This is a genomic window from Hungatella sp. SB206 (genome assembly GCF_051132295.1).
Classification (GTDB): domain Bacteria; phylum Bacillota; class Clostridia; order Lachnospirales; family Lachnospiraceae; genus Hungatella; species Hungatella effluvii.
In genome coordinates this window covers 6,224,355-6,243,275 of record NZ_CP096603.1, presented here as the reverse complement: position 1 = coordinate 6,243,275, position 18,921 = coordinate 6,224,355, and the positions used below count along the sequence as shown (strand labels likewise).

The following is an 18,921-nucleotide window of genomic DNA, read 5'->3' as shown; positions in this document are numbered from 1 at the left end:
AAAATCCTCCTTCTATGCATTTTCTGCTTTCGTGTCTCATTTCTTTCTATTGCTAATTATACAGCAGTATAGTATTATAAATCTTATAGAATCGATGCTTTTTATGGTATTTTCGTACTTTTGGCTACTTGTTTTTAAAATGAAGGAAGAGGCAGAGGATGGAACAAACGGTATTTTCAGAGAAAATGACGGGGCTCACCATTGATGAGGTGATCCGCGACTACGAATTTACGATGCAGACCAAACATTTTCATGACAGCTTTGAATTGTATTTTCTGCTGGAAGGAGAGAGGTACTACTTTATTGACCGGGAGACCTACCATGTGAAAAAGGGGATGGTGGTTCTGGTCAACCGCCAGCAGATTCACAAGACCAGTCTGGCCGGGAAGTCGTATCACGACAGGATCCTTCTGCAGATCAGCCAGGAAGGCTTCAGCCCATTGCTGGAGCAGGCGGGGGTGGTTCCGTTAACCAGGATGTTCGAGGAGAACTATGGCGTAACCGAGCTTCCGGAAAAGGTGTGGGAGCAGGTGAAGCGCCTGCTGTTCGAGATTCGGGAGGAGTTAAGGGAAAAGCAGGGAAAATACGATGGGATGGTAAAGCTGAAACTGGCGGAGATTCTTCTGCTCATTTACCGCTGCCGCAGGAACCGGGTATTTAATAAGCAGGGCGGGGAGATTTCCACAGTGCAGACGGCCAGACACCAGAAGGTTCATGAGGTGGCCGACTATCTGCTTCACCATTATGACACAGACGAATCGCTGGAGGACCTGGCGGAACGGTTCTTCATCAGCAAGTCGTATTTGAGCCGGATCTTTCGGGAGGTGACTGGTTTCTCCGTCAATGAGTACCGGAATATCACCCGGATCCGGAAGGCAAAGGAGCTGCTGGCGGGCAGTGAGTATTCGGTGACAGAGATTTCGGAGCTGTTGGGATTTGAGAGTGTGACGTATTTTGAACGGGTGTTTAAGAAATTGACGGATAAGACTCCGCTTAAGTATAGAAGGATTTGCTGTGGGGATATGAAGGAGTAGGGGTAAGATTCATTTGAGAAAGGCAAGCAGGGGGGACTTCATTTCCCCGCCTCCCTGCCGCGATCCTATAACCTCAGTTATTCATGATCCCCAGTCTTATAATCGTCTCTGGCCCAGTTGGGTGCATGGATGGGGCCGGCTTTTGCATTACCATTTTTAGCGGCGCCCTGAATTTCGGGTACCTGGGCCTGCTCATTCTCAGGACGATTCATTTTATGATGATTTTCGGTTCCATGATTATCCGCATCATAAGGACTGGGTCTTCTCATTCCTGCTTTTGCCATGATCATACCTCCTGTCTGCAGTAGTTTCTGTATCATTGGGAGAAAATATGCAGGAAACTTCTGCTGACAGATGAATGGACCGGGAAAAGCCGTTTGGCAAGGCGGCAGGAAAGAAGAGGAACATAGAAAACACCGGGAATTCCAGTAAATATATGGAATCCCGGTGCTTTTTAACATTTTTATTACTGCGCATATCTGTACCGTGCTTAAACCATTCGCTGGAAAAAGCCGTGACTTACCGCTCTAAGATTCTTGCGATTAGTGAGAATTATTATATAGCCTGATCTTTTTATCAAAATGGTGAAACACGTTCTACCGTAAGAGTAGCGTTCGTAAGCGGAGTCAAATTAAAAGATGCGGATCCTGTGGAAGAAAACGATAGATCAACGGTACCGCTTAGGAACTCAATGACGCTTCCTTGTAAGATCGTATTATCAGTTGTGGATAATGTGCTGTACTGCAATGTGGAATCGATGAAGCTGCCGTTTTGCCGTACTCCCGCCGAAATTGTCTGGTCTGGCGTCTCAACTGGGGCTATACGGATCATATAATTAATTTCGTATTCACCTGGAATAAAAATTTGCAGTTCGTTTGGATTTGTCCCAACATCAAAAGAAGGCATAAAATTATTGAGTTGTACCTGTTCAATCTGGCCGCTGGTGGTAAAAACAAATGTTTGATCAATATTGGAATAAAGACCGCCAAATGCATTTTGCGTTGATTTACCATCAATTTCCACAGTTGCTGGATTGTCAAATAAATTAATATTTAAATTGGGGGATATAAAGTTTAAATCCTCTCCAAACCTAATGGGGATTGGGCCACCATTACCGTTTATATAAAACAGAACATCTCCCGGATTAAAGGAGCCCTCCGGTCCCTGCTCACCCTGTGGGCCTTGTACCCCTTGCGGCCCGGGTTCACCCTGCGGCCCTGTTACCCCTTGTGGTCCCTGTTCGCCTTGCGGACCGGTTACGCCCTGCGGCCCGGTTACGCCCTGCGGCCCGGTTACCCCTTGTAGTCCCTGTTCGCCCTGAGGTCCAGGTACCCCTTGTGGTCCCTGTTCGCCCTGAGGCCCAGGTACCCCTTGTGGTCCCTGTTCACCCTGTGGTCCAGGTGCACCTTGTGGTCCCTGTTCGCCTTGTGGCCCGGTTACCCCTTGTGGCCCCTGTTCACCCTGCAGCCCCTGTTCGCCTTGTGGTCCGGTTACGCCTTGCGAACCGGGTATGCCTTGCGGTCCCTGTACGCCCTGAGGTCCAGTTACGCCTTGCGGTCCCTGTTCGCCTTGTGGTCCAGTTACGCCTTGCGGTCCTTGTTCGCCCTGTGGTCCCTGTTCGCCCTGTGGCCCAGTTACGCCTTGCGGTCCCTGTTCGCCCTGTGGCCCGGTTACGCCTTGCGGTCCGGTTACCCCTTGCGGTCCGGCATCGCCCTGCGGCCCAGTTACGCCTTGTGGTCCCTGTTCGCCCTGCGGCCCAGTTACGCCTTGCGGTCCCTGTTCACCCTGTAGCCCCTGTTGGCCTTGTGGCCCGGTTACGCCTTGTGGTCCCTGTTCACCCTGTAGCCCCTGTTGGCCTTGTGGTCCGGTTACGCCTTGCGGTCCCTGTACGCCCTGTGGTCCGGGATCGCCCTGTGGTCCTGTTACGCCTTGTGGCCCGGGATCGCCCTGTGGCCCAATTACGCCTTGCGGTCCGGGATCGCCCTGTGGGCCTGTTACGCCTTGCGGTCCCTGTTCGCCTTGTGGTCCGGTTACGCCTTGCGGCCCTTGTACGCCCTGTGGTCCCTGTTCGCCCTGTGGCCCGGTTACGCCTTGCGGCCCTTGTACGCCCTGTGGTCCCTGTTCGCCCTGTGGCCCGGTTACGCCTTGCGGTCCTTGTTCGCCTTGCGGTCCCTGTTCGCCCTGTGGCCCGGTTACGCCTTGTGGTCCCTGTACGCCTTGCGGTCCTTGTTGGCCCTGTGGTCCGGTTGGTCCCTGTTGGCCTTGTGGTCCGGGTACCCCCTGAGGGCCAGGTACACCCTGTGGTCCTCGACAGCAAGAGCAGTTGCAGCAGTTATTACAGTTTTTATGGTAATTTTCATCCATGCAGTTATATATATTCATGTTTGTATCCCCTCTTCCATTATGAATCTTAGAAACCAGATGAGTATCAAGCTTCTAATATAATTTTATTCTGGATAGTGGAAATAGTTCACCTGTTATGAATGGTAGCTATGTTCATTTTGCTTCATAATTACATGATATGATGGTTTGGCATAGAGCTTGGAATCGTCAACATTTCTGTTATATTTAAATAGCGTCAGGTCATTTTCGATAAGGAAGTTTCGGTTCACTCTGGCCAACGGCGTCGCTTTTGTCACTTATACACATCCATTCTACAAAACCCTGGAAGCGTACCTAATCAGGTCATAGCGTTGCCCAACCATCCGCTTCGATTCCATTTGTCTGCAAGAATCAAACGGAACATGCAAAATCTGAACAAAAACTGACTAATACATTTGAACTTCTGGATGAATGTGGCAAAGTCTATAAGCTGGCTGATGATTTACAAAAAAGAATGTTTATTCAGGCTGTAAGCGGATACTGGTTTCTGAGGATTTGACGCTTGATGCTGAGTATAAGGAACCGTTTGATTCAATCCTTTTCCCCGAAATGTTACGCTGGAAGGTGAGTTTGAGAAATGTGGCCCAAAAATGAAAGATGGGCTACCGAAACCGGCTGCCCATCTTTCATTGCTTAGATCTATTGAATTTGCTAATACCCAAACCACCGTAAATTTTTACAAATGGTTTAAGTATGGACTTTCTGGTGCACCGAAGCAGGATAAATCCGAACCCTCCACCTCGGCAAGCGTCACAGTTTTAGAACCGTCTTTATAGTTGAATGTCATAATAACCTTGTCCTCATAAAGATACACTGCATTCACAAAACTGTCAATCAGTCTTTGCCGCTGTTCCCGTTTTGTTGTGTCAAACTTTCGGAACCGGTAAATGAAAAATGCTATCTGTTCCCTTGTCAACATGGGCTTCTGCATTTCTTCCTGTAAAATACTAACTTCAAGCTGGCCCTTGGTTTCTTCCAATTCGTCTAACCGCTGTTTTGTAGACGGGGTAAAAATCCCGGCTTGGATAGCATTCAGCATATTGTTGATACCTTTTTCCGTTTCTGCAAGCTGTTTCTTCAAAAGGGGCAAATTTGTACTTTCCTTTTTCTGTAATTCCATAAGCGTATCAACCAGACGTTCCATGACTTCATCATTCATGATGGCTTTCATTGTATAGTTAATGACCAAATCTTCAATCCAATCTTTCTTGACCGCTTTCTTAGTACAGAGTTTCTTTTTCTTGGTATTCACACAGCGGTAATAGTGATGTACTTTCAGTGTATGGCTTGTGCCGCTTTCCCCCACCATAAAAGAGTTACACTTGCCACAGTATAATTTGGTAGATAACAGATAATCGTCCTCGGCTTTGTGGCGGGCAGGAGCTTTCTTGTTCTTGGCTAATTGCTCCTGTACTCGTTCAAATAATTCTTTTGGGACAATCGCCGGGATTCCATCTTCTTTTATAACATCACGGTAACTGTATTCCCCCATATAGCGGCGGTTCTTTAAAAGGTGGTTCATAATATTCAGTGTTATCTTACCGCCTCGAATAGAGCGCATACCCCTGTCATTCAATAAGTTTACAAGTTCCTGCATGGTGCTGCCCTCACTATAACGTGTGAACATTTCCAGCACGACAGGGGCGGTCTTGGGGTCAATCTGATAATATTGTTGTTCATCAATATAGTAACCCAAAGGAACAGTGCCGCCATTATATTTACATTTCAGCGCATTATCAGTAAGTCCCCGGATAACCTTTTCTGATAGTTCCGCAGAATAGTATTCCGCATATCCCTCAAGCATAGCTTCCAGAATAATTCCCTCGCTGCCCTCTGAAATATTTTCTCTTGCGGAAATAACCTTTACTCCATTCTTTTTCAACATATTCTTATAGCGTGCGCTGTCATAGCGGTTCCGGGCAAAACGGTCTAATTTCCATACAAGTGCAACGTCAAACAATCCCTTTGCGCTGTCCTTAATCATGTGCTGAAATTCAGGCCGGTTATCTGTTTTTGCTGACAACGCCCGGTCAATGTAGGTTCCCAAAATTGTAATGCCGTTACGCTGGGCGTATTCCTTGCATTCCCTTAACTGTCCCTCAATACTCTCTTCCCTTTGGTTATCAGATGAATAACGGGCATAAATGACACCATTCATTTTGTATCCTCCTCCATCAATTGAAGAATCGTTTGTTTTAGCTTCCCATTCATAGGTGATTGTGGGTCAAAACACATTTCAATAAACTGCTTCATTTCCTCACTTCCGGCTGTAATCCTGGGACGATATTCATATAGCTTGCCCTGTGGCTTATCTGTACGAGCAAAAATATAATCCATAGATACATCAAAATAATCCGCATACTGTAAAAGTGTTTCTAAAGAGGGTGCCGAAAGCCCCTGTTCATATCGGTTAATGCTGGATTGTTTTACTCCCAATAACTCTGCCATTTTTACCTGTGAGAGTTTTACACTTTCACGCAATGTCCGCAGGCGTTCTCCTAATTCTTTCATGATTTTTGCCTCCTGTCCTTTGTAATTATTATATCATAACTACGCATATTATTCAACCCTGTTTAAGCATACATTCAATCACAAAAACACATAGAGCAATCATAAAGACAGAACGGCTTGCAACAAAATAAGCGGTCAATTCTGCTATATTTATAACAGCAGATTGATACCGCTTATTTTGGCATTTTGTCGGAGTGTGGACACACTCCGGCAAAATGGGGTTTCCAAAGGGACACCCTTTGGCACACGACTTTGCGAAGCAAAGTGTAGTGTGTTATACGCTCTGTCGGCGTTGCCGCGAAAATGCCATTGCTGCCGGAATAGGCAATGGCATTTTGAAGCGGCAAGAAAGCGGGCCAGGATTTGCGACTGTTAAGGAGAAAATTGCCGCTTGCTTTCATCAGCCGACAGGGCGTATATGAAAAACTCTAGCTTATGTAATTCTTCTGTCTTCGGGACAACTTTGCGCGAAGTGGCTATAATAATTCGGCTTTATATAGTTTCTTTGGCATCTATATCACTGTTGAAACCTTTGATATCATTACTATTCAAGCAAAACACCCGAATTTTTTAATAAGGTGACTTGCGCAATCAGGTCATTTATAATTACGTCTTTTATTGCCTCCCATGTAACATTGGAGTTTGAATTGTGCTCAGTTTTACAACGCCAAAGGCATTTTTTCAAAACATCTCTTGTTATATTTTCGAGTTCGTGCAATTCCGAATCTGTAATATTAGAGCCATTCCCTTCGTGTAATGATTCAGAACGAAATCTATAAAAATCCAGCACCTTTTGATGAATCTGTTGGACTTCGGTAGGTGTATTTCCTAATAGCGCACTTATTCTATTAGCCAACATTTGCTTTTTTCCAGGTTGGTTTTGCGGTAAAAGAGTCATTTCCAATGCCGTTGTATACTGTTCAAATCCAGTCGGGACATCAATCTGTTCTAATCCCCATGAAAACTCATCAATGCTATTTTTCAGCAAGGCATACGGTGCATTGCAGTAATCATTAAGCCACTGATTGCACGAAACGACTTCCGATTCGTTTAATGTAAATCGTTGACTCGCAATTGTATTTCGCGTTTGATTATGATTGCAATGGTCTACAGTGTTTTTAATAAATCCCATTACAGTGAACGAATAATGGAAGAAAACATCTATAAATCCGATATTACCAGACTTAAAAAGTCTGAGAAGATTGATTCGTTCATTTAGGTATACCATTTCGTTGTTCATGTACTGTGAAAGCTCATCTTCGCACATACAATCTTTGTCTGATATCACGCGTTTAGACGCACTAAAGCTTGGACCTTCTATTTGTATAATATCGTCCTTTTTTAAACAAATAAACGATACCTTCTCATCTTCAATGATTCGTGAGCCAAAATAGTCTGTGTTCAAATTGCCTCTGCCATTAGTTATCTTATCTTTGAAAAATAGCGTATCAAGACCACACTTTTCTATAGCATACCCTCTGTCCAAAGTTATGCCACAGAGACTTTCATCACAACACATGATGATACCTGAAATAGATACATTCACATCAATCATGTTCGACCTCCTTAATACTTTCAATCAGAGAAATTGTTTTCACTTTATTATTCCTCCCAATTCCGATTTACCGCTTGCTTTTTTCATAAACCTTGAGTCAACTTGGCCCGAAGTAATCTAATCACACCTAAAACATAGCAGAACAGTCAGGAACCGTCAAGGCTAAAATGAACGGGATTTCGCCCGGCCTTGACGGTTCCTGACTATTCTGCAAAATGGTTGACAAGACGGACAATTCCAGACCGTGATTGTCCGCCAATCAATCTATTTAAAAAGAGTTTTTTAAGAATAAAAGTGGGGGAAAGCCACTCTAAGGCTTTCCCCTTGATTACCCAATAGCAAAGGCAGGTGAGACTGTCAACGGCGGCGCGATAGCGCCGTTTATCTTGACCGTTGACTTACTCGCCTGACTTTGCTATTTGCTTAACGCTAGTGACACAACATATATAATATTTCAACCCTTGCACTTCTCGCTTGTATTTTCTTCTGCCTCTGCAACTTTGGTAACAATTATCTTATCATCGGAATACTCCACTTCAATCTGATTACCGATTGAAAAACCGATTGCCTCTAACCATTGGCCGGATAAAATAATTTTAGGAACAGATTTATAATTCCTCTGACTGCCTTCATAAACTTTTAGCTTTTTATACAGTAGTACCCCTCCTTGTCAATAGATGCTTAAATGCTATGTGTTGTTCTATTGTTGTCTCACTTTTACAACCGATAAGCCGTCAGTTTTGGGATAAACTAAAGTGCATATTATGATACAAAAGGTGGGGAAATCATATGCCAAAGCCACGAACCAAAACAGGCGAGAAAAATTTAATCAGTTCACGCTTGAAAGAACTTAGAGAATCGCATGGGCTGTCACAACGGGATTTAGCCCGCGCATTACAGTTATCTGGCACTGATATGGATAAGAATGTCATTACCCGTATCGAAACCAACAAAAGATATGTCACAGATTTAGAACTGAAAGCATTATCGGAATTATTCCATGTCAGCTATGCTTATTTGATTGATGGAGAAGAAAAGAAAACGCCATAGTCATACATTTTCATTGATAAATATTTACCAATGTCTAATAAGTTATTGATGATAAGTTCCACGTCGTTGTCCTCATCAATATCAACGCCCAGACGTTCACAAATGCGGCAGTTGGCATTATAAATTTCTTGATATGCCTTGTAACAAAATTTTTCTTCCTCGTATTCATTTGATACATATTGACTTTCTTCGATTGGATAATGCTCTAAATCAAACGCTCCAATCATTAAATTGTAAATTATTTCTTTAAATTCTTCACTACCTTTAATCATGTTATTCCTCCCTTGTCTCACTTTTACAACCGATTATATTCCATTCCTGATATAAAATCAAGAGGATTGGTGCAAAAAGTGATACAAACTTTTTATTGATAGAGGGAGGGAATTAGATGGCAAAGATACTTTCTAAAGATGGACAAAAAAATCTTATAGGTTCACAACTTGTTGAGTTACGCAAGCACTTTTCGCTATCTCAAAGAGACTTGGCTGATAAATTACAATTAGCCGGATATAATCTTGATAAGAATGTCATTACACGAATTGAGAATTATCAGCGGTTTGTGACTGATATCGAGCTGAAAGGAATCTGTGAAGTGCTCAAAGTCAGTTCTGATGTTCTGATTGATAACCAGAATAAAAGTAATCCATAATACAGTAAAAAGAAGGCTGCTCAAAGTATTACCGTTTGAGTGGCCTTCTTCTTACTGTATGGAAATATCTATGGCAGAGATCAGCGTCCGCTTTAACTGCTAATCTAATGATTTCTTTTTCCCTCTTTGCGGGATAGAAGTTTTTAGCAGTTCAGATTTCTGTGCAATTCTGGTCAGCCATTGCTTTTCTTCCTCTGTCAAACGGCTGTACTTTAATTTCGTTTGTTTGCAGAATAACATAATTAATTGTTCCAAACGGCTCCCCTTGAAGTCTGCTATTTCGTCCAAACTTTTTTTGAGTTCAGCGGCGGCTGAATTTTCCGAAACGCTTTCATTTCGTCCCCGATGGACTTCTTTTATATCCTCCATGATACAATCAATGTCATTATGCACCCGTTGGCTGAAATATTCGCCCTCCTGTATATGGATTGCGTTCAGCAGGTGGGCCGTTTTATCATGCTCCCCTGGCTGGTACTTGTCCATGATTTCAGCCCGCACAACGTCTACCCATGTATTCAAATTCTGGATTTGGGAAGCGGCGATACCATTCACGTATATTTCAATATCCGCCAGCAGCTTTACAAAATCCTTATGCGTCGCTAATTCACAGAGTAGGGCCGTATCAATCCGCCCACTTTTCAGTAAATCTATCATTTTGTCGCTCAAACGAAGTTCAGCAAAATCAGCGTTTGAGTGGCTTCTTGTTTCTGTCAGCCCCAGCAGGTAGTCAGCGGTAACAGCATAAAACTTTGCCAGCTTAATCAGGGCATAGTGGCTTATATCCTTAAAGTCGTCAGCCTCATAGCTGCCTAGCGCGGATTTAGACAGGTTCACTTCCTCTGCAAGCTGTTCCAGCGTCAGCCCATGTTCCACCCGCAAATCTTTTAGCCGTTCCTGTATAGTCAACGCCATTTCCCCACCCCCATTCCTATGATTTTTTAATTCTACCATATTTCCGAGAGCGTGGAAATATCTACTTTTCCAAACGAATTTCCGACTTCTTGGATATACGGGACGGACGGTAAAAAAAGTATACACTTATGTTAGTTCATCGGTGAACATAAACAAGTGAATTACCGTCCAAAAGAGATACCACCGACAGGGGAAGTATCGCCATGACACCACTTCGGGCCAACTTGGCCCGAAGCTGCGGAGAGCGTACCAACACCGGGAAACGCCGCCGGAAGGGGGCAGGAACAGCTTTCGGGGAGAACGGAAAAGAAGCGAACAGGATAAAAATAACCAAAACGGAGGATTGATTATATGCAACTACAACCAATCGAGCGTGGGCCGGGCGGCTCTCTGCCGCGTATGACGCCGACGCAGAGAAAACGGGCCAATGCGCTGATACGGAACACCTGCTGTAACTATGAAAGCGGCCATTGTCTTTTGCTGTACGATGGGGAAGCCTGTACATGCCCGCAGATAATTTCCTATTCCGTATGCTGTACATGGTTCCGGCGGGCAGTCTTACCGCAGGACAAAGCGTTAGAAGCAGAAATTTTTAGCCGCGATAATGTAAAGCGGTGCGCAAAATGTGGTGCAGCTTTTGTTCCCCACTCCAACCGGGCTAAATATTGCGGCCTTTGTGCCGTAAAGGTGCATCGGGAACAGAAGAGCGCCAGCGACAGGAAACGGAGGGGCCGGGCGGACAAATAGGACCTTGAAAAGCCTTATTCTACAAAGAGATGCGGGCGGTGTTCCGGGGAAAGTGGTATGTCAGTACCTTTTCCCCAGAAAATACGCTTCTAACCGTCCGCAGGAAGGAGGATTGACAGATTGCCGCAATATGCCATTTTACGGTTTGAAAAGCACAAGGGCAATCCGGCGCGCCCGCTGGAAGCCCACCACGAAAGGCAGAAAGAAAAGTACGCCAGCAATCCCGACATTGATATGTCAAAAAGTAAGTACAATTTCCATATCGTAAAGCCGGAGGGCCGGTATTATCATTTTATCCAGAGCCGGATAGAGCAGGCCGGGTGCAGAACACGCAAGGACAGTACCCGGTTTGTCGATACGCTGATAACCGCCAGCCCGGAATTTTTCAAGGGAAAGACACGGGAGCAGACAGAAGCCTTTTTTCAACGGGCGGCGGACTTCCTTATCCAGCGCGTAGGCCGGGAAAATATTGTATCGGCAGTTGTTCACATGGACGAGCGGACACCCCATATGCACTTGACTTTTGTGCCGCTGACGAAGGATAATCGCTTGTGTGCGAAAGAAATTTTAGGGAACCGGGCCAGCCTGTCAAGATGGCAGGACGATTTTCACGCCTGTATGGTTAAGGGTTTTCCCGACTTGGAACGAGGGGAAAGTTCCCGGCAGACGGGACGCAGGCATATCCCTACCCGGCTGTTTAAACAGGCTGTGTCATTATCTAAACAGGCCGCAGCCATTGAAAAGACGCTGGACAGTATCAATGTGATGAACGCTGGTAAGAAAAAGGAAGAGGCCCTCTCTATGCTGAAAAAATGGTTTCCGCAGATGGAGAATTTCAGCGGACAACTTAAAAAGTACAAGGTTACTATCAATGACCTGCTGGAAGAAAATAAAAAGCTGGAAACGAGAGCCAAAGCCAGCGAAGCCGGAAAGATGAAAAATACAATGGAAAAGGCGAAGCTGGAAAGTGATTTATATAATATGAAACGGCTTATAGAGCGGATTCCCCCGGAGGTATTGGAACAAGTACGGTCGGAACAACGCCATTCTACAAAGGACAGGTAATGATATGTTTTAAAATTCACACCGCTGTATAGCGGCATTGTACATTGAAAATTAAATATTGAGAAAGGGGATTTATGACCAAAAAGCAGCCGGACACAAATATCCCACAACACGAGATAGAAGCCCTTGCCCGGTGCTTACTTCCTGAAATACAAAAATTCTTTGAAAGCCCGGAGGGTAAAAAAGAGTTTGAGGAATGGAAGGCGCGGAGGGCAGGAGAAACAGACATAGAAAAGAATGTATGACAAAAGCGGCGGTATCACTCACGATACCGCCGCTTTTGCTGACATACGCTTTTTGACATTTCATTATCAGCCGATTCCAAATGCTGATTCTATTTCCGAAAATGTCATTGTTGGTATTAATGTTTCAATCGTTTGTTCAGGTTTAGAATGAATTCTTTGAAAAATAATTTTAGTGGGTTTGCATACATAAGTTTCATTGTATTTATTTGCCTTATCACAATGTGTTTCACATGGTACAATAATTTGCTCGTATTTTTCCTTGAGTATTCCAAAGTTCCAATACTCCGAATCTTCAATTTCTTTTCCACATGGCATTATTGTAATAACTTTGAGTAAAATGAAATTATTGTTACGATATTCATGCATCTCATTTATGACCTGATTTAATAAATCAATTAATTTGAGAACATCCATTACAACAAAATTCAAATTTTCAAACGGATGTTTTGGAAAAAAGTATTCCATTTGAGGCTGAATTTTACCATTTATATTCCTATGAAAAAAATAAGAAGATGTTGCCTCAACAGAGTGAGTAAAAGAATTCCTTAAAGTTTCTCTAACCATTTTGTGGTCAGAACTATTGATATAATTTAAAATACCGTTGACCTTATCAACACCAATTTTATTTTTATTTTCCCTCAAAAACTTGTAAATACTAATATTATCACTTTCTGAAAATCCGCACTCATAAAATTCATTAAGTAGTTGCCGAAATATATCCCAAAGTACTAAATTACGGTAAACAGCATCTTCCAGATAATATGAGTATAGTTCTTTGTTATCTGTTTCTTCTAAAGGCCATGTCATAGCTTCAGCATATTTTAAGCACCTTGTTAAAGCATATTTAACATTTTTAATCACTTGATTTGAACGAATAATCCACTCAATACAGTTTCTAAAATGAATCATTTCATCAGTTAACTGTAGTTGCTCTTCTTTATATAATCTACATTCATTTAAACTATCTATTTTTTCCAATTGTCCCTCTAAATATTGAATAATTTCTTTATCGTTTCTAAATGTGTTTAAATCCATAATCTCTCCCTCCATACAATCACTCCCTATTACATCAATTTTTGTCGTGTAAGAATTGTTATTTAATTGTACCATATAAAAGAAAAAAAGACTTGATACATAAATTTATTTTTAATAGCTTCCTAAAATTTAACTCCGTTAATAGATTAAAAAGCGGCGGTATCACTCACGATACCGCCGCTTTTGCTTTGCACTAAAAATAAATTAAAAATCCGAAGCCGTCCCCTATTGGAACCGGGTTCGGATTATCATGATTCAGTGCGGGTAACAGGACTTGAACCTGCACGGTCTCCCACCAGAACCTAAATCTGGCGCGTCTGCCAATTCCGCCATACCCGCTGACACCAATGGATGATACCATCTGAGGGCGGAAATGTCAAGAATTTATAATTAAGCTTTGTGAGCACCTTTGCGGATAATCGGATAGATTTCCAATGCCAGCAGTGAGAATACTACGATATATGCTAAATATGTCATATGTAACACCTCTCTTTCTTTGATACCATTATTATATACAGGAGGAGGAAAAAGGGCAATCCGCATAGTATCTAAAAAATATTTAGGAAAATACTAGATTGAATACAGAATATACAAAAATATTTAGGTAGCCTAAAAGTTTTTTAGGTGCCGTATGTTGCGTCGCACAGAGTGATAAAATAATGTCAAATGAGAACGTAAAAAGAGGAAGCTTTACTCCACAAAAAAAAGTCGTACTCGACGACTTTTTTGGATGGTCTTTACATACCATATCATTACTGAGACACCGGGGACTCGAACCCCGGACAACTTGATTAAAAGTCAAGTGCTCTACCACCTGAGCTAGTATCCCAAAGCTGGGCCAGCCAGATTCGAACTGGCGACTGCAGGAGTCAAAGTCCTGTGCCTTACCGCTTGGCGATGGCCCAATATCGTATGATAATTCCAGATAAAAAAAAATTCCCTATAAGGGAAAGGTGAGTAGAGGGATTCGAACCCTCGGCCTCCAGAGCCACAATCTGGCGCGATAACCAACTTCGCCATACCCACCATAAACAAATCGCACACATCGCTGGTTAATTGATGTGAAACGAGCCTGAAGGGATTTGAACCCCCGACCCACGGCTTAGAAGGCCGTTGCTCTATCCAACTGAGCTACAGACTCACAAGCGGGTGATGGGAATCGAACCCACGTATCTAGCTTGGAAGGCTAGTGTTCTACCATTGAACTACACCCGCAGATAAACATGAGAGACAGTAGTTAAAATAACAAATGTTATCTTTTTACTATCATCGGGGTGACAGGATTCGAACCTGCGACCTCCTGGTCCCAAACCAGGCGCTCTAGCCAAGCTGAGCCACACCCCGTAAACAGAATTTCTCTGTAATTTTTATCCACCGTCTCGCGACGCAAGAGTTATTATATACGATACTGCAAAACTTGTCAACCGTTATTTGAAAAAAATAAAAAAAAGTAGCAGTTCAGCCTTAGCTTCCAGCTGCCGCTTCCCGGTCCGGCGCTTTCGTTTCCTGGACCTTTCCAGTTCCGGTTTCGGGCATAAGCATTTCTAAATGTGCAGGATTTTACTAAAAGCCAGTGAAAATCCCCAAACTCGCTGTGTTCAGACAGGTGGGGATTTTCACTGAACGAAAATTTTGCGTATTAAGAACTGTTAATGCCCTGCAAAGTCACAGGAAAGGTCCAGAAAACGAAAGCGCCGGACCGGACAGCGGCAGCTGGAAGCCAAGACTGAACTGCTATAAAATAAAAAATCCCCCATAAATGGGAGGGGCCGGCAGTAACCATCGGGTTACTGCCGGCCGAGTATGAAAAATAAAAAGTCAATGTTAAAAGGGTGGGGTTCCTTTACATTATTTAGTATAGGAGAAAATTGTGTCATAAATTTGTCCGCACCATAAACATTTCATAAAAAAACTTAAAGAAATATGAGGAAATCTTGAAAAATGGGAGAAGAAATATAAAATCCGGCGGGAAGCCGCCAAATGGGTGCCGAAACCGCCTGTTTATGGTATACTAGCCGGTAGAAGACATCGATCGCGGACTGCGATCGAAGAGAGCCACAGATGATATCCATAGAAAGGAAAATCCCCATGCTTTATTATGAATTTTACGAATCCGCACTGGGTCCGCTCACCATAGGAGATACGGACGGCGCGGTGAGCAGTATCAGCTTCGGCAGAATCCCTCTGAAGGAGGGCGTTCAAAAGGAAACAGACTTAACGCTCCAGGCCGCCAAAGAGATTGCGGAGTATCTGGCCGGTAAGCGCACGGCATTTGATCTGCCGTTGAGACCGGAGGGAACACCATTTCAGAAAAGAGTCTGGGACGCGCTTCTGACCATTCCTTATGGGGAGACGAGAAGCTACAGGGACATTGCGATCCTTGCCGGAAGCCCGAAAGGATTCCGGGCGGTGGGGATGGCCAATAACCACAATCCCATCCCGATTCTGATTCCGTGCCACCGGGTAATCGGTGCGGATGGGAGCATGACCGGGTATGGGGGCGGACTTCCTATTAAAATAAAGCTGCTGGAAACAGAGCGGGGAGGAAAGTAACGTGCAGCTGCCATTGGTGAGTATAATTGTTCCAATTCATAATTCGGAGAAGACACTGAAGCGGTGTGTTGACAGTATTTTAAAGCAGGATTACCAGGAGCTGGAGGTATTTCTGGTAGATGACGGAAGTGAAGACGGGAGTCTGGCAATATGCCGTGAGTATGCAAAGCAGGACGCCAGGATCAAAGTAATCCGCAAGGAGCAGTCCGGGGTATCCGACGCCCGCAATCTGGCAATGGACCAGGCAGAGGGGAAATACCTGCAGTTTGTGGACAGTGATGACTGGGTCACCCCGGATGCCACGAGGATGATGGTATCCGCGGCAGAGCATAGCTCCTGCGATATGGTCATCACCCATTTTTTCCGTGTCAACCATGATAAAATAAGAAGAAAAGGCCATATCAAGGAATACGAGGTTATGACCAGGGAAGGCTTTGCGGAGCACATGATGGAAAAACCGGCCAACTTTTACTACGGAGTCATGTGGAATAAACTGTACCGCCGGGACATTTTGAACACACATATGCTTCGATGCAGCAGGGAATTGAACTGGTGTGAAGATTTTCTATTCAACCTTCAGTACCTCTGTTACGCGGAGCGCATCTGTGCGCTGCCGTATCCCACCTACTATTACGTGAAGACGAAGAACAGCCTGGTGGCGAAGGAAGCCACGATGAAGAATACGATTCAGACGAAAAAGTTTATATTTACCTATTATAAAGAACTTTATGAAAATATTGACCTCTACGAGGAAAATAAAGGGAAGATCAATCGATTCCTGATCTCCATCGCTTCGGACGGCCATTGAGAGGCCTGTTTTCCGGCTCCGCATGGCGCGGATTCCGGCCGGTAACAAAAGGAAAATAATGAGAACATGATAAACAGAACATAAAGTTTATTAAGAATTGTTTGTGATTCTTTCGGTTCTTTTAATACACTATACAAAAGAATCTGAACATGTTATAATCCTCTTCGTCGCAACAAGTTAAGACAGATTATGAGGAGAGATTATTATGAGAAAGAACAGCAGGATCATTACGCTGGCAGTGGCGGCAGCCGTTATGATGGCAGTAACTGCGTGCGGATCAAAAGATAAGACAGAGACAACCGCTTCCACAGAGGCAACGACAGAGGCAGTAACCACTACCGGGGCAGAGACGACAGCGTCAGAAGCTGAAAGTACAGAGGAAGAAGACCAGGCAGAAGAGGAAGAGATGGATGAGGCTGATGAGGCCGCGGAAGAAACTACCGCATCTGCAGCGGGCGAGATTGGTTCCGACGGCGTATTTAAGGCAGCCAACGGCAAGTTTGAGATCAAGGTCCCGGCCGGCTGGACCATCGATGAGGGAAGCGACGATGAATATGTGACCTTCCTTTCCGCAAGCGGTGACGACATGCTGGAAATCATGACGATCAGCGGCAGTTCCGCAGACTCTATCCGTGAGATTTATCCGGATACAGCGGAAGAATACAAGAATATGGTGAGCCGCGGCGATGACATGGCGATTCTTTCCTACGATGTGAAGACGAAAGATGACGGAAGCCAGACCTTCCAGTACTCCATGAAGTACACGAATCCTAACGACGGGATTCACTACCTTGCTGAATCCGGTTCTTATGACGCGGCAAAGCAGACCTACTCCTGTGCGACAGGAACGGTTATGTCAACTGATGAGGCCGTTTCCAAGCAGGTTGAAGAGGCAGTAAAATCATTTAAGATTAAATAATCCGGTTTTGACGGATTGGAACAAGTAAGAGAAAAGGGATATGACCCGGAGTGATGGGGTCATATCCCTTTTTCTTCTGCCGTAAGGCGGATCAGACTGCCGCCCAGAAGGGGGACATCCTCCTCCTGATGGGTACTGATAATCGCCAGCTTTCCGGCTGTCTTCTGTTTGACAAATTCGATGACCTTTCTTCGTGTGTCCTCATCCAGACCGGTAAACGGTTCATCCATAAGGACCGCGTCAAATGGCACCGCCAGCGCCCGGCAGACGGCAACACGCCGCTTCATTCCGCCGCTTAAGGTGGAGACCGGCCGGTAGATGGATTCTTCGGGGAGAAGTTTACATAAATCTTCCTTTACGGACTCCCGTATTTCCTTCGTTACCTTCGGGAAGACCATCAGCACATTATCGAGGGAAGAGAAAGATTCACACAGGCGGTTCTCCTGAAAGACCGCCGAGAGGAATGCGCCCTCTGTCCCGGATACCGTTCCGCTGTCAGGCTGGTCGAGTCCGAGGAGAATCCGGAAGAAGGTGGTCTTTCCCGAGCCGGAGGTGCCCATGAGGCAGTATATGTCTCCGGTCCGGAAGGTCTGGCTGACCTGGCTGAAGACTTGTCGCCCGTCAAATGATTTTGAGAGATTCGTTACTGTAATTTCCATAGTGATTGGCTCACGCACCCCGCTTTCTTTTCGCTCTGTTCTGGCGTTCTGCCGCCTTTAGAAGCTCGATGAAGACCTTTTCAAACAGGCCGCTGATGACAATGATTACCAGAGTCCAGGCAAATAGATCCGCTGTGCTCAAATAGATTTTTGCCATGTAGAGTTTTTCACCGATGGAGTGGTCTGGCACACCGATGACCTCGGCCGCGATACCGGATTTAAAGCTCATGCCCAGACTGATATTGGCGCCGCTTATGAGATAGGGAAGCAGGGCGGGCCAGTAAATGTAACGGAATTTCTTCCAGCCCGACATATGAAAGACCCTGGCCATCTCCAGAAGCTGGGGCTCCGCGCTGTGAAGCCCGGCGATGGTATTGATGTAGATCATGGGAAATACCACCAGAAACGCGATAAAGACCGACAGGTTTCTGGAACCGATCCAGATCAGCGCCAGAATGACGAAGGAAGCCACCGGCACCGATTTGACCAGAACCATGACGGGTTCCAGCAAATCCTTTAAGAATGGAAAACGGCAGGCGGCGCTTCCCGCCAGGATGCCGGCCAGGAACGCACCTAAGAATCCGGTGCTGATTTTGCCGAAGGTAAGACCAATCGTCCTCCAGAATTCCGCCGTGGAGATCTGGGCAATCAGCGCCCCCGCAACCTCCGCGGGGCCGACCAGGATAATGGAATTGTGAACGGCAATGCTGATAAACTGCCAGAGCACCAGCCAGAAACAGATGATGCCGGCTTTTCGCCCCAGACCTGATGGTTTCATGGTGTGACCCTCCTCGCTT

At 44.8% G+C, this 18,921-nt stretch carries 20 protein-coding genes and 7 tRNA genes; 9 read left to right on the top strand and 18 right to left on the bottom strand.

All coding sequences use genetic code 11. From position 1 onward, the window contains the following. Positions 1–158: 158 nt before the first annotated feature. Positions 159–1,034, top strand: a complete 876-nt coding sequence (locus tag M1L66_RS27715) for an AraC family transcriptional regulator (protein WP_434688948.1) — start codon at positions 159–161, stop codon at positions 1,032–1,034. A 77-nt stretch (positions 1,035–1,111) separates the two neighbouring features. Here M1L66_RS27715 and M1L66_RS27710 read toward each other — a convergent pair whose 3' ends face one another. From M1L66_RS27710 to M1L66_RS27685, 6 genes are all read right to left on the bottom strand, one after another. Then, complete coding sequence (locus tag M1L66_RS27710) at positions 1,112–1,318, bottom strand: hypothetical protein (protein WP_002604593.1); 207 nt, start codon at positions 1,316–1,318, stop codon at positions 1,112–1,114. A 292-nt stretch (positions 1,319–1,610) separates the two neighbouring features. Further along, positions 1,611–2,057 (bottom strand): hypothetical protein, encoded by a 447-nt coding sequence (locus M1L66_RS27705; RefSeq protein WP_243270209.1) that lies wholly within the window; start codon positions 2,055–2,057, stop codon positions 1,611–1,613. A 2,035-nt stretch (positions 2,058–4,092) separates the two neighbouring features. After that, positions 4,093–5,574: a recombinase family protein gene (locus M1L66_RS27700; protein WP_434688947.1), complete on the bottom strand. Its 1,482-nt coding sequence runs from the start codon at positions 5,572–5,574 to the stop codon at positions 4,093–4,095. Further along, complete coding sequence (locus M1L66_RS27695) at positions 5,571–5,927, bottom strand: helix-turn-helix domain-containing protein (RefSeq protein WP_412329767.1); 357 nt, start codon at positions 5,925–5,927, stop codon at positions 5,571–5,573. Before M1L66_RS27695 ends, M1L66_RS27700 begins: the two co-directional genes overlap by 4 nt. Positions 5,928–6,471: 544 nt before the next feature. After that, the gene (locus M1L66_RS27690) at positions 6,472–7,482 is read right to left on the bottom strand and encodes a hypothetical protein (protein WP_412329766.1); all 1,011 of its coding nucleotides are present in this window, start codon (positions 7,480–7,482) and stop codon (positions 6,472–6,474) included. Between the two features lie 454 nt (positions 7,483–7,936). Next, a complete protein-coding gene (locus tag M1L66_RS27685; protein WP_434694337.1) occupies positions 7,937–8,074 on the bottom strand; it encodes a SymE family type I addiction module toxin in 138 nt (45 codons plus the stop codon). A gap of 197 nt (positions 8,075–8,271) precedes the next feature. Here M1L66_RS27685 and M1L66_RS27680 point away from each other — a divergent pair, with 197 nt between their 5' ends. Further along, positions 8,272–8,532 carry a helix-turn-helix domain-containing protein gene (locus tag M1L66_RS27680; RefSeq protein ID WP_412329765.1) on the top strand — a complete coding sequence of 87 codons (261 nt, stop codon included), beginning with the start codon at positions 8,272–8,274 and terminating at the stop codon, positions 8,530–8,532. Here the strand turns inward: M1L66_RS27680 and M1L66_RS27675 are convergent. After that, positions 8,496–8,804 (bottom strand): hypothetical protein, encoded by a 309-nt coding sequence (locus M1L66_RS27675; RefSeq protein WP_412329764.1) that lies wholly within the window; start codon positions 8,802–8,804, stop codon positions 8,496–8,498. The two genes, M1L66_RS27680 and M1L66_RS27675, sit on opposite strands and share 37 nt — an antisense overlap. A gap of 116 nt (positions 8,805–8,920) precedes the next feature. Between M1L66_RS27675 and M1L66_RS27670 the strand changes: the two genes are divergently transcribed. Continuing rightward, on the top strand, positions 8,921–9,181 hold the full coding sequence (locus tag M1L66_RS27670; protein WP_412329763.1) for a helix-turn-helix domain-containing protein: 261 nt from the start codon (positions 8,921–8,923) through the stop codon (positions 9,179–9,181). Positions 9,182–9,280: 99 nt separating this feature from the next. Here M1L66_RS27670 and M1L66_RS27665 read toward each other — a convergent pair whose 3' ends face one another. After that, positions 9,281–10,093, bottom strand: a complete 813-nt coding sequence (locus tag M1L66_RS27665) for a helix-turn-helix domain-containing protein (RefSeq protein ID WP_434688946.1) — start codon at positions 10,091–10,093, stop codon at positions 9,281–9,283. Positions 10,094–10,444: 351 nt separating this feature from the next. Here M1L66_RS27665 and M1L66_RS27660 point away from each other — a divergent pair, with 351 nt between their 5' ends. The 3 genes from M1L66_RS27660 to M1L66_RS27650 all read left to right on the top strand — a co-directional run bounded on the left by M1L66_RS27660 (position 10,445) and on the right by M1L66_RS27650 (position 12,150). Beyond that, complete coding sequence (locus M1L66_RS27660) at positions 10,445–10,840, top strand: cysteine-rich VLP domain-containing protein (RefSeq protein WP_412329761.1); 396 nt, start codon at positions 10,445–10,447, stop codon at positions 10,838–10,840. Positions 10,841–10,960: 120 nt separating this feature from the next. Continuing rightward, complete coding sequence (mobV, locus tag M1L66_RS27655; protein ID WP_412329760.1) at positions 10,961–11,905, top strand: MobV family relaxase; 945 nt, start codon at positions 10,961–10,963, stop codon at positions 11,903–11,905. A gap of 74 nt (positions 11,906–11,979) precedes the next feature. Next, the gene (locus M1L66_RS27650) at positions 11,980–12,150 is read left to right on the top strand and encodes a hypothetical protein (RefSeq protein ID WP_412329759.1); all 171 of its coding nucleotides are present in this window, start codon (positions 11,980–11,982) and stop codon (positions 12,148–12,150) included. Positions 12,151–12,216: 66 nt separating this feature from the next. Here M1L66_RS27650 and M1L66_RS27645 read toward each other — a convergent pair whose 3' ends face one another. From M1L66_RS27645 to M1L66_RS27610, 8 genes are all read right to left on the bottom strand, one after another. Then, a complete protein-coding gene (locus M1L66_RS27645; RefSeq protein ID WP_434688945.1) occupies positions 12,217–13,200 on the bottom strand; it encodes a Cthe_2314 family HEPN domain-containing protein in 984 nt (327 codons plus the stop codon). 244 nt (positions 13,201–13,444) lie between these two features. Next, a tRNA-Leu gene (locus M1L66_RS27640) sits at positions 13,445–13,524 on the bottom strand. Between the two features lie 417 nt (positions 13,525–13,941). After that, positions 13,942–14,014: transfer RNA gene (locus M1L66_RS27635), tRNA-Lys, on the bottom strand. A 4-nt stretch (positions 14,015–14,018) separates the two neighbouring features. Next, a tRNA-Gln gene (locus tag M1L66_RS27630) sits at positions 14,019–14,090 on the bottom strand. Between the two features lie 46 nt (positions 14,091–14,136). Then, positions 14,137–14,212, bottom strand: a tRNA-His gene (locus M1L66_RS27625). Between the two features lie 40 nt (positions 14,213–14,252). Next, positions 14,253–14,326 (bottom strand) — tRNA-Arg (locus M1L66_RS27620). Positions 14,327–14,329: 3 nt separating this feature from the next. Beyond that, positions 14,330–14,400 (bottom strand) — tRNA-Gly (locus tag M1L66_RS27615). Between the two features lie 54 nt (positions 14,401–14,454). After that, positions 14,455–14,529, bottom strand: a tRNA-Pro gene (locus M1L66_RS27610). A 744-nt stretch (positions 14,530–15,273) separates the two neighbouring features. On the opposite strand from M1L66_RS27610, the gene M1L66_RS27605 reads away from it, so the two are divergent. From M1L66_RS27605 to M1L66_RS27595, 3 genes are all read left to right on the top strand, one after another. After that, positions 15,274–15,738: a methylated-DNA--[protein]-cysteine S-methyltransferase gene (locus M1L66_RS27605; protein WP_434694335.1), complete on the top strand. Its 465-nt coding sequence runs from the start codon at positions 15,274–15,276 to the stop codon at positions 15,736–15,738. Position 15,739: 1 nt separating this feature from the next. Continuing rightward, positions 15,740–16,546, top strand: a complete 807-nt coding sequence (locus M1L66_RS27600; RefSeq protein WP_187019949.1) for a glycosyltransferase family 2 protein — start codon at positions 15,740–15,742, stop codon at positions 16,544–16,546. 205 nt (positions 16,547–16,751) lie between these two features. Further along, positions 16,752–17,465: a hypothetical protein gene (locus M1L66_RS27595; RefSeq protein ID WP_055656595.1), complete on the top strand. Its 714-nt coding sequence runs from the start codon at positions 16,752–16,754 to the stop codon at positions 17,463–17,465. A 59-nt stretch (positions 17,466–17,524) separates the two neighbouring features. On the opposite strand, the gene M1L66_RS27590 is transcribed toward M1L66_RS27595, so the two are convergent. Together M1L66_RS27590 and M1L66_RS27585 are read right to left on the bottom strand one after the other, a co-directional pair. After that, positions 17,525–18,124 carry an ABC transporter ATP-binding protein gene (locus M1L66_RS27590; RefSeq protein WP_117622617.1) on the bottom strand — a complete coding sequence of 200 codons (600 nt, stop codon included), beginning with the start codon at positions 18,122–18,124 and terminating at the stop codon, positions 17,525–17,527. A 10-nt stretch (positions 18,125–18,134) separates the two neighbouring features. Beyond that, positions 18,135–18,902: an ABC transporter permease gene (locus M1L66_RS27585; RefSeq protein WP_434688944.1), complete on the bottom strand. Its 768-nt coding sequence runs from the start codon at positions 18,900–18,902 to the stop codon at positions 18,135–18,137. Positions 18,903–18,921: the final 19 nt, after the last annotated feature.

Excerpts from the sequence above, each read along its gene's own strand:
- M1L66_RS27715 (WP_434688948.1), top strand. The coding sequence starts at position 159 with ATGGAACAAACGGTATTTTCAGAGAAAATGACGGGGCTCACCATTGAT.
- M1L66_RS27710 (WP_002604593.1), bottom strand. The coding sequence starts at position 1,318 with ATGGCAAAAGCAGGAATGAGAAGACCCAGTCCTTATGATGCGGATAAT.
- M1L66_RS27700 (WP_434688947.1), bottom strand. The coding sequence starts at position 5,574 with ATGAATGGTGTCATTTATGCCCGTTATTCATCTGATAACCAAAGGGAA.
- M1L66_RS27695 (WP_412329767.1), bottom strand. The coding sequence starts at position 5,927 with ATGAAAGAATTAGGAGAACGCCTGCGGACATTGCGTGAAAGTGTAAAA.
- M1L66_RS27690 (WP_412329766.1), bottom strand. The coding sequence starts at position 7,482 with ATGATTGATGTGAATGTATCTATTTCAGGTATCATCATGTGTTGTGAT.
- M1L66_RS27680 (WP_412329765.1), top strand. The coding sequence starts at position 8,272 with ATGCCAAAGCCACGAACCAAAACAGGCGAGAAAAATTTAATCAGTTCA.
- M1L66_RS27675 (WP_412329764.1), bottom strand. The coding sequence starts at position 8,804 with ATGATTAAAGGTAGTGAAGAATTTAAAGAAATAATTTACAATTTAATG.
- M1L66_RS27670 (WP_412329763.1), top strand. The coding sequence starts at position 8,921 with ATGGCAAAGATACTTTCTAAAGATGGACAAAAAAATCTTATAGGTTCA.
- M1L66_RS27665 (WP_434688946.1), bottom strand. The coding sequence starts at position 10,093 with ATGGCGTTGACTATACAGGAACGGCTAAAAGATTTGCGGGTGGAACAT.
- M1L66_RS27660 (WP_412329761.1), top strand. The coding sequence starts at position 10,445 with ATGCAACTACAACCAATCGAGCGTGGGCCGGGCGGCTCTCTGCCGCGT.
- M1L66_RS27650 (WP_412329759.1), top strand. The coding sequence starts at position 11,980 with ATGACCAAAAAGCAGCCGGACACAAATATCCCACAACACGAGATAGAA.
- M1L66_RS27645 (WP_434688945.1), bottom strand. The coding sequence starts at position 13,200 with ATGGAGGGAGAGATTATGGATTTAAACACATTTAGAAACGATAAAGAA.
- M1L66_RS27605 (WP_434694335.1), top strand. The coding sequence starts at position 15,274 with ATGCTTTATTATGAATTTTACGAATCCGCACTGGGTCCGCTCACCATA.
- M1L66_RS27595 (WP_055656595.1), top strand. The coding sequence starts at position 16,752 with ATGAGAAAGAACAGCAGGATCATTACGCTGGCAGTGGCGGCAGCCGTT.
- M1L66_RS27590 (WP_117622617.1), bottom strand. The coding sequence starts at position 18,124 with ATGGAAATTACAGTAACGAATCTCTCAAAATCATTTGACGGGCGACAA.
- M1L66_RS27585 (WP_434688944.1), bottom strand. The coding sequence starts at position 18,902 with ATGAAACCATCAGGTCTGGGGCGAAAAGCCGGCATCATCTGTTTCTGG.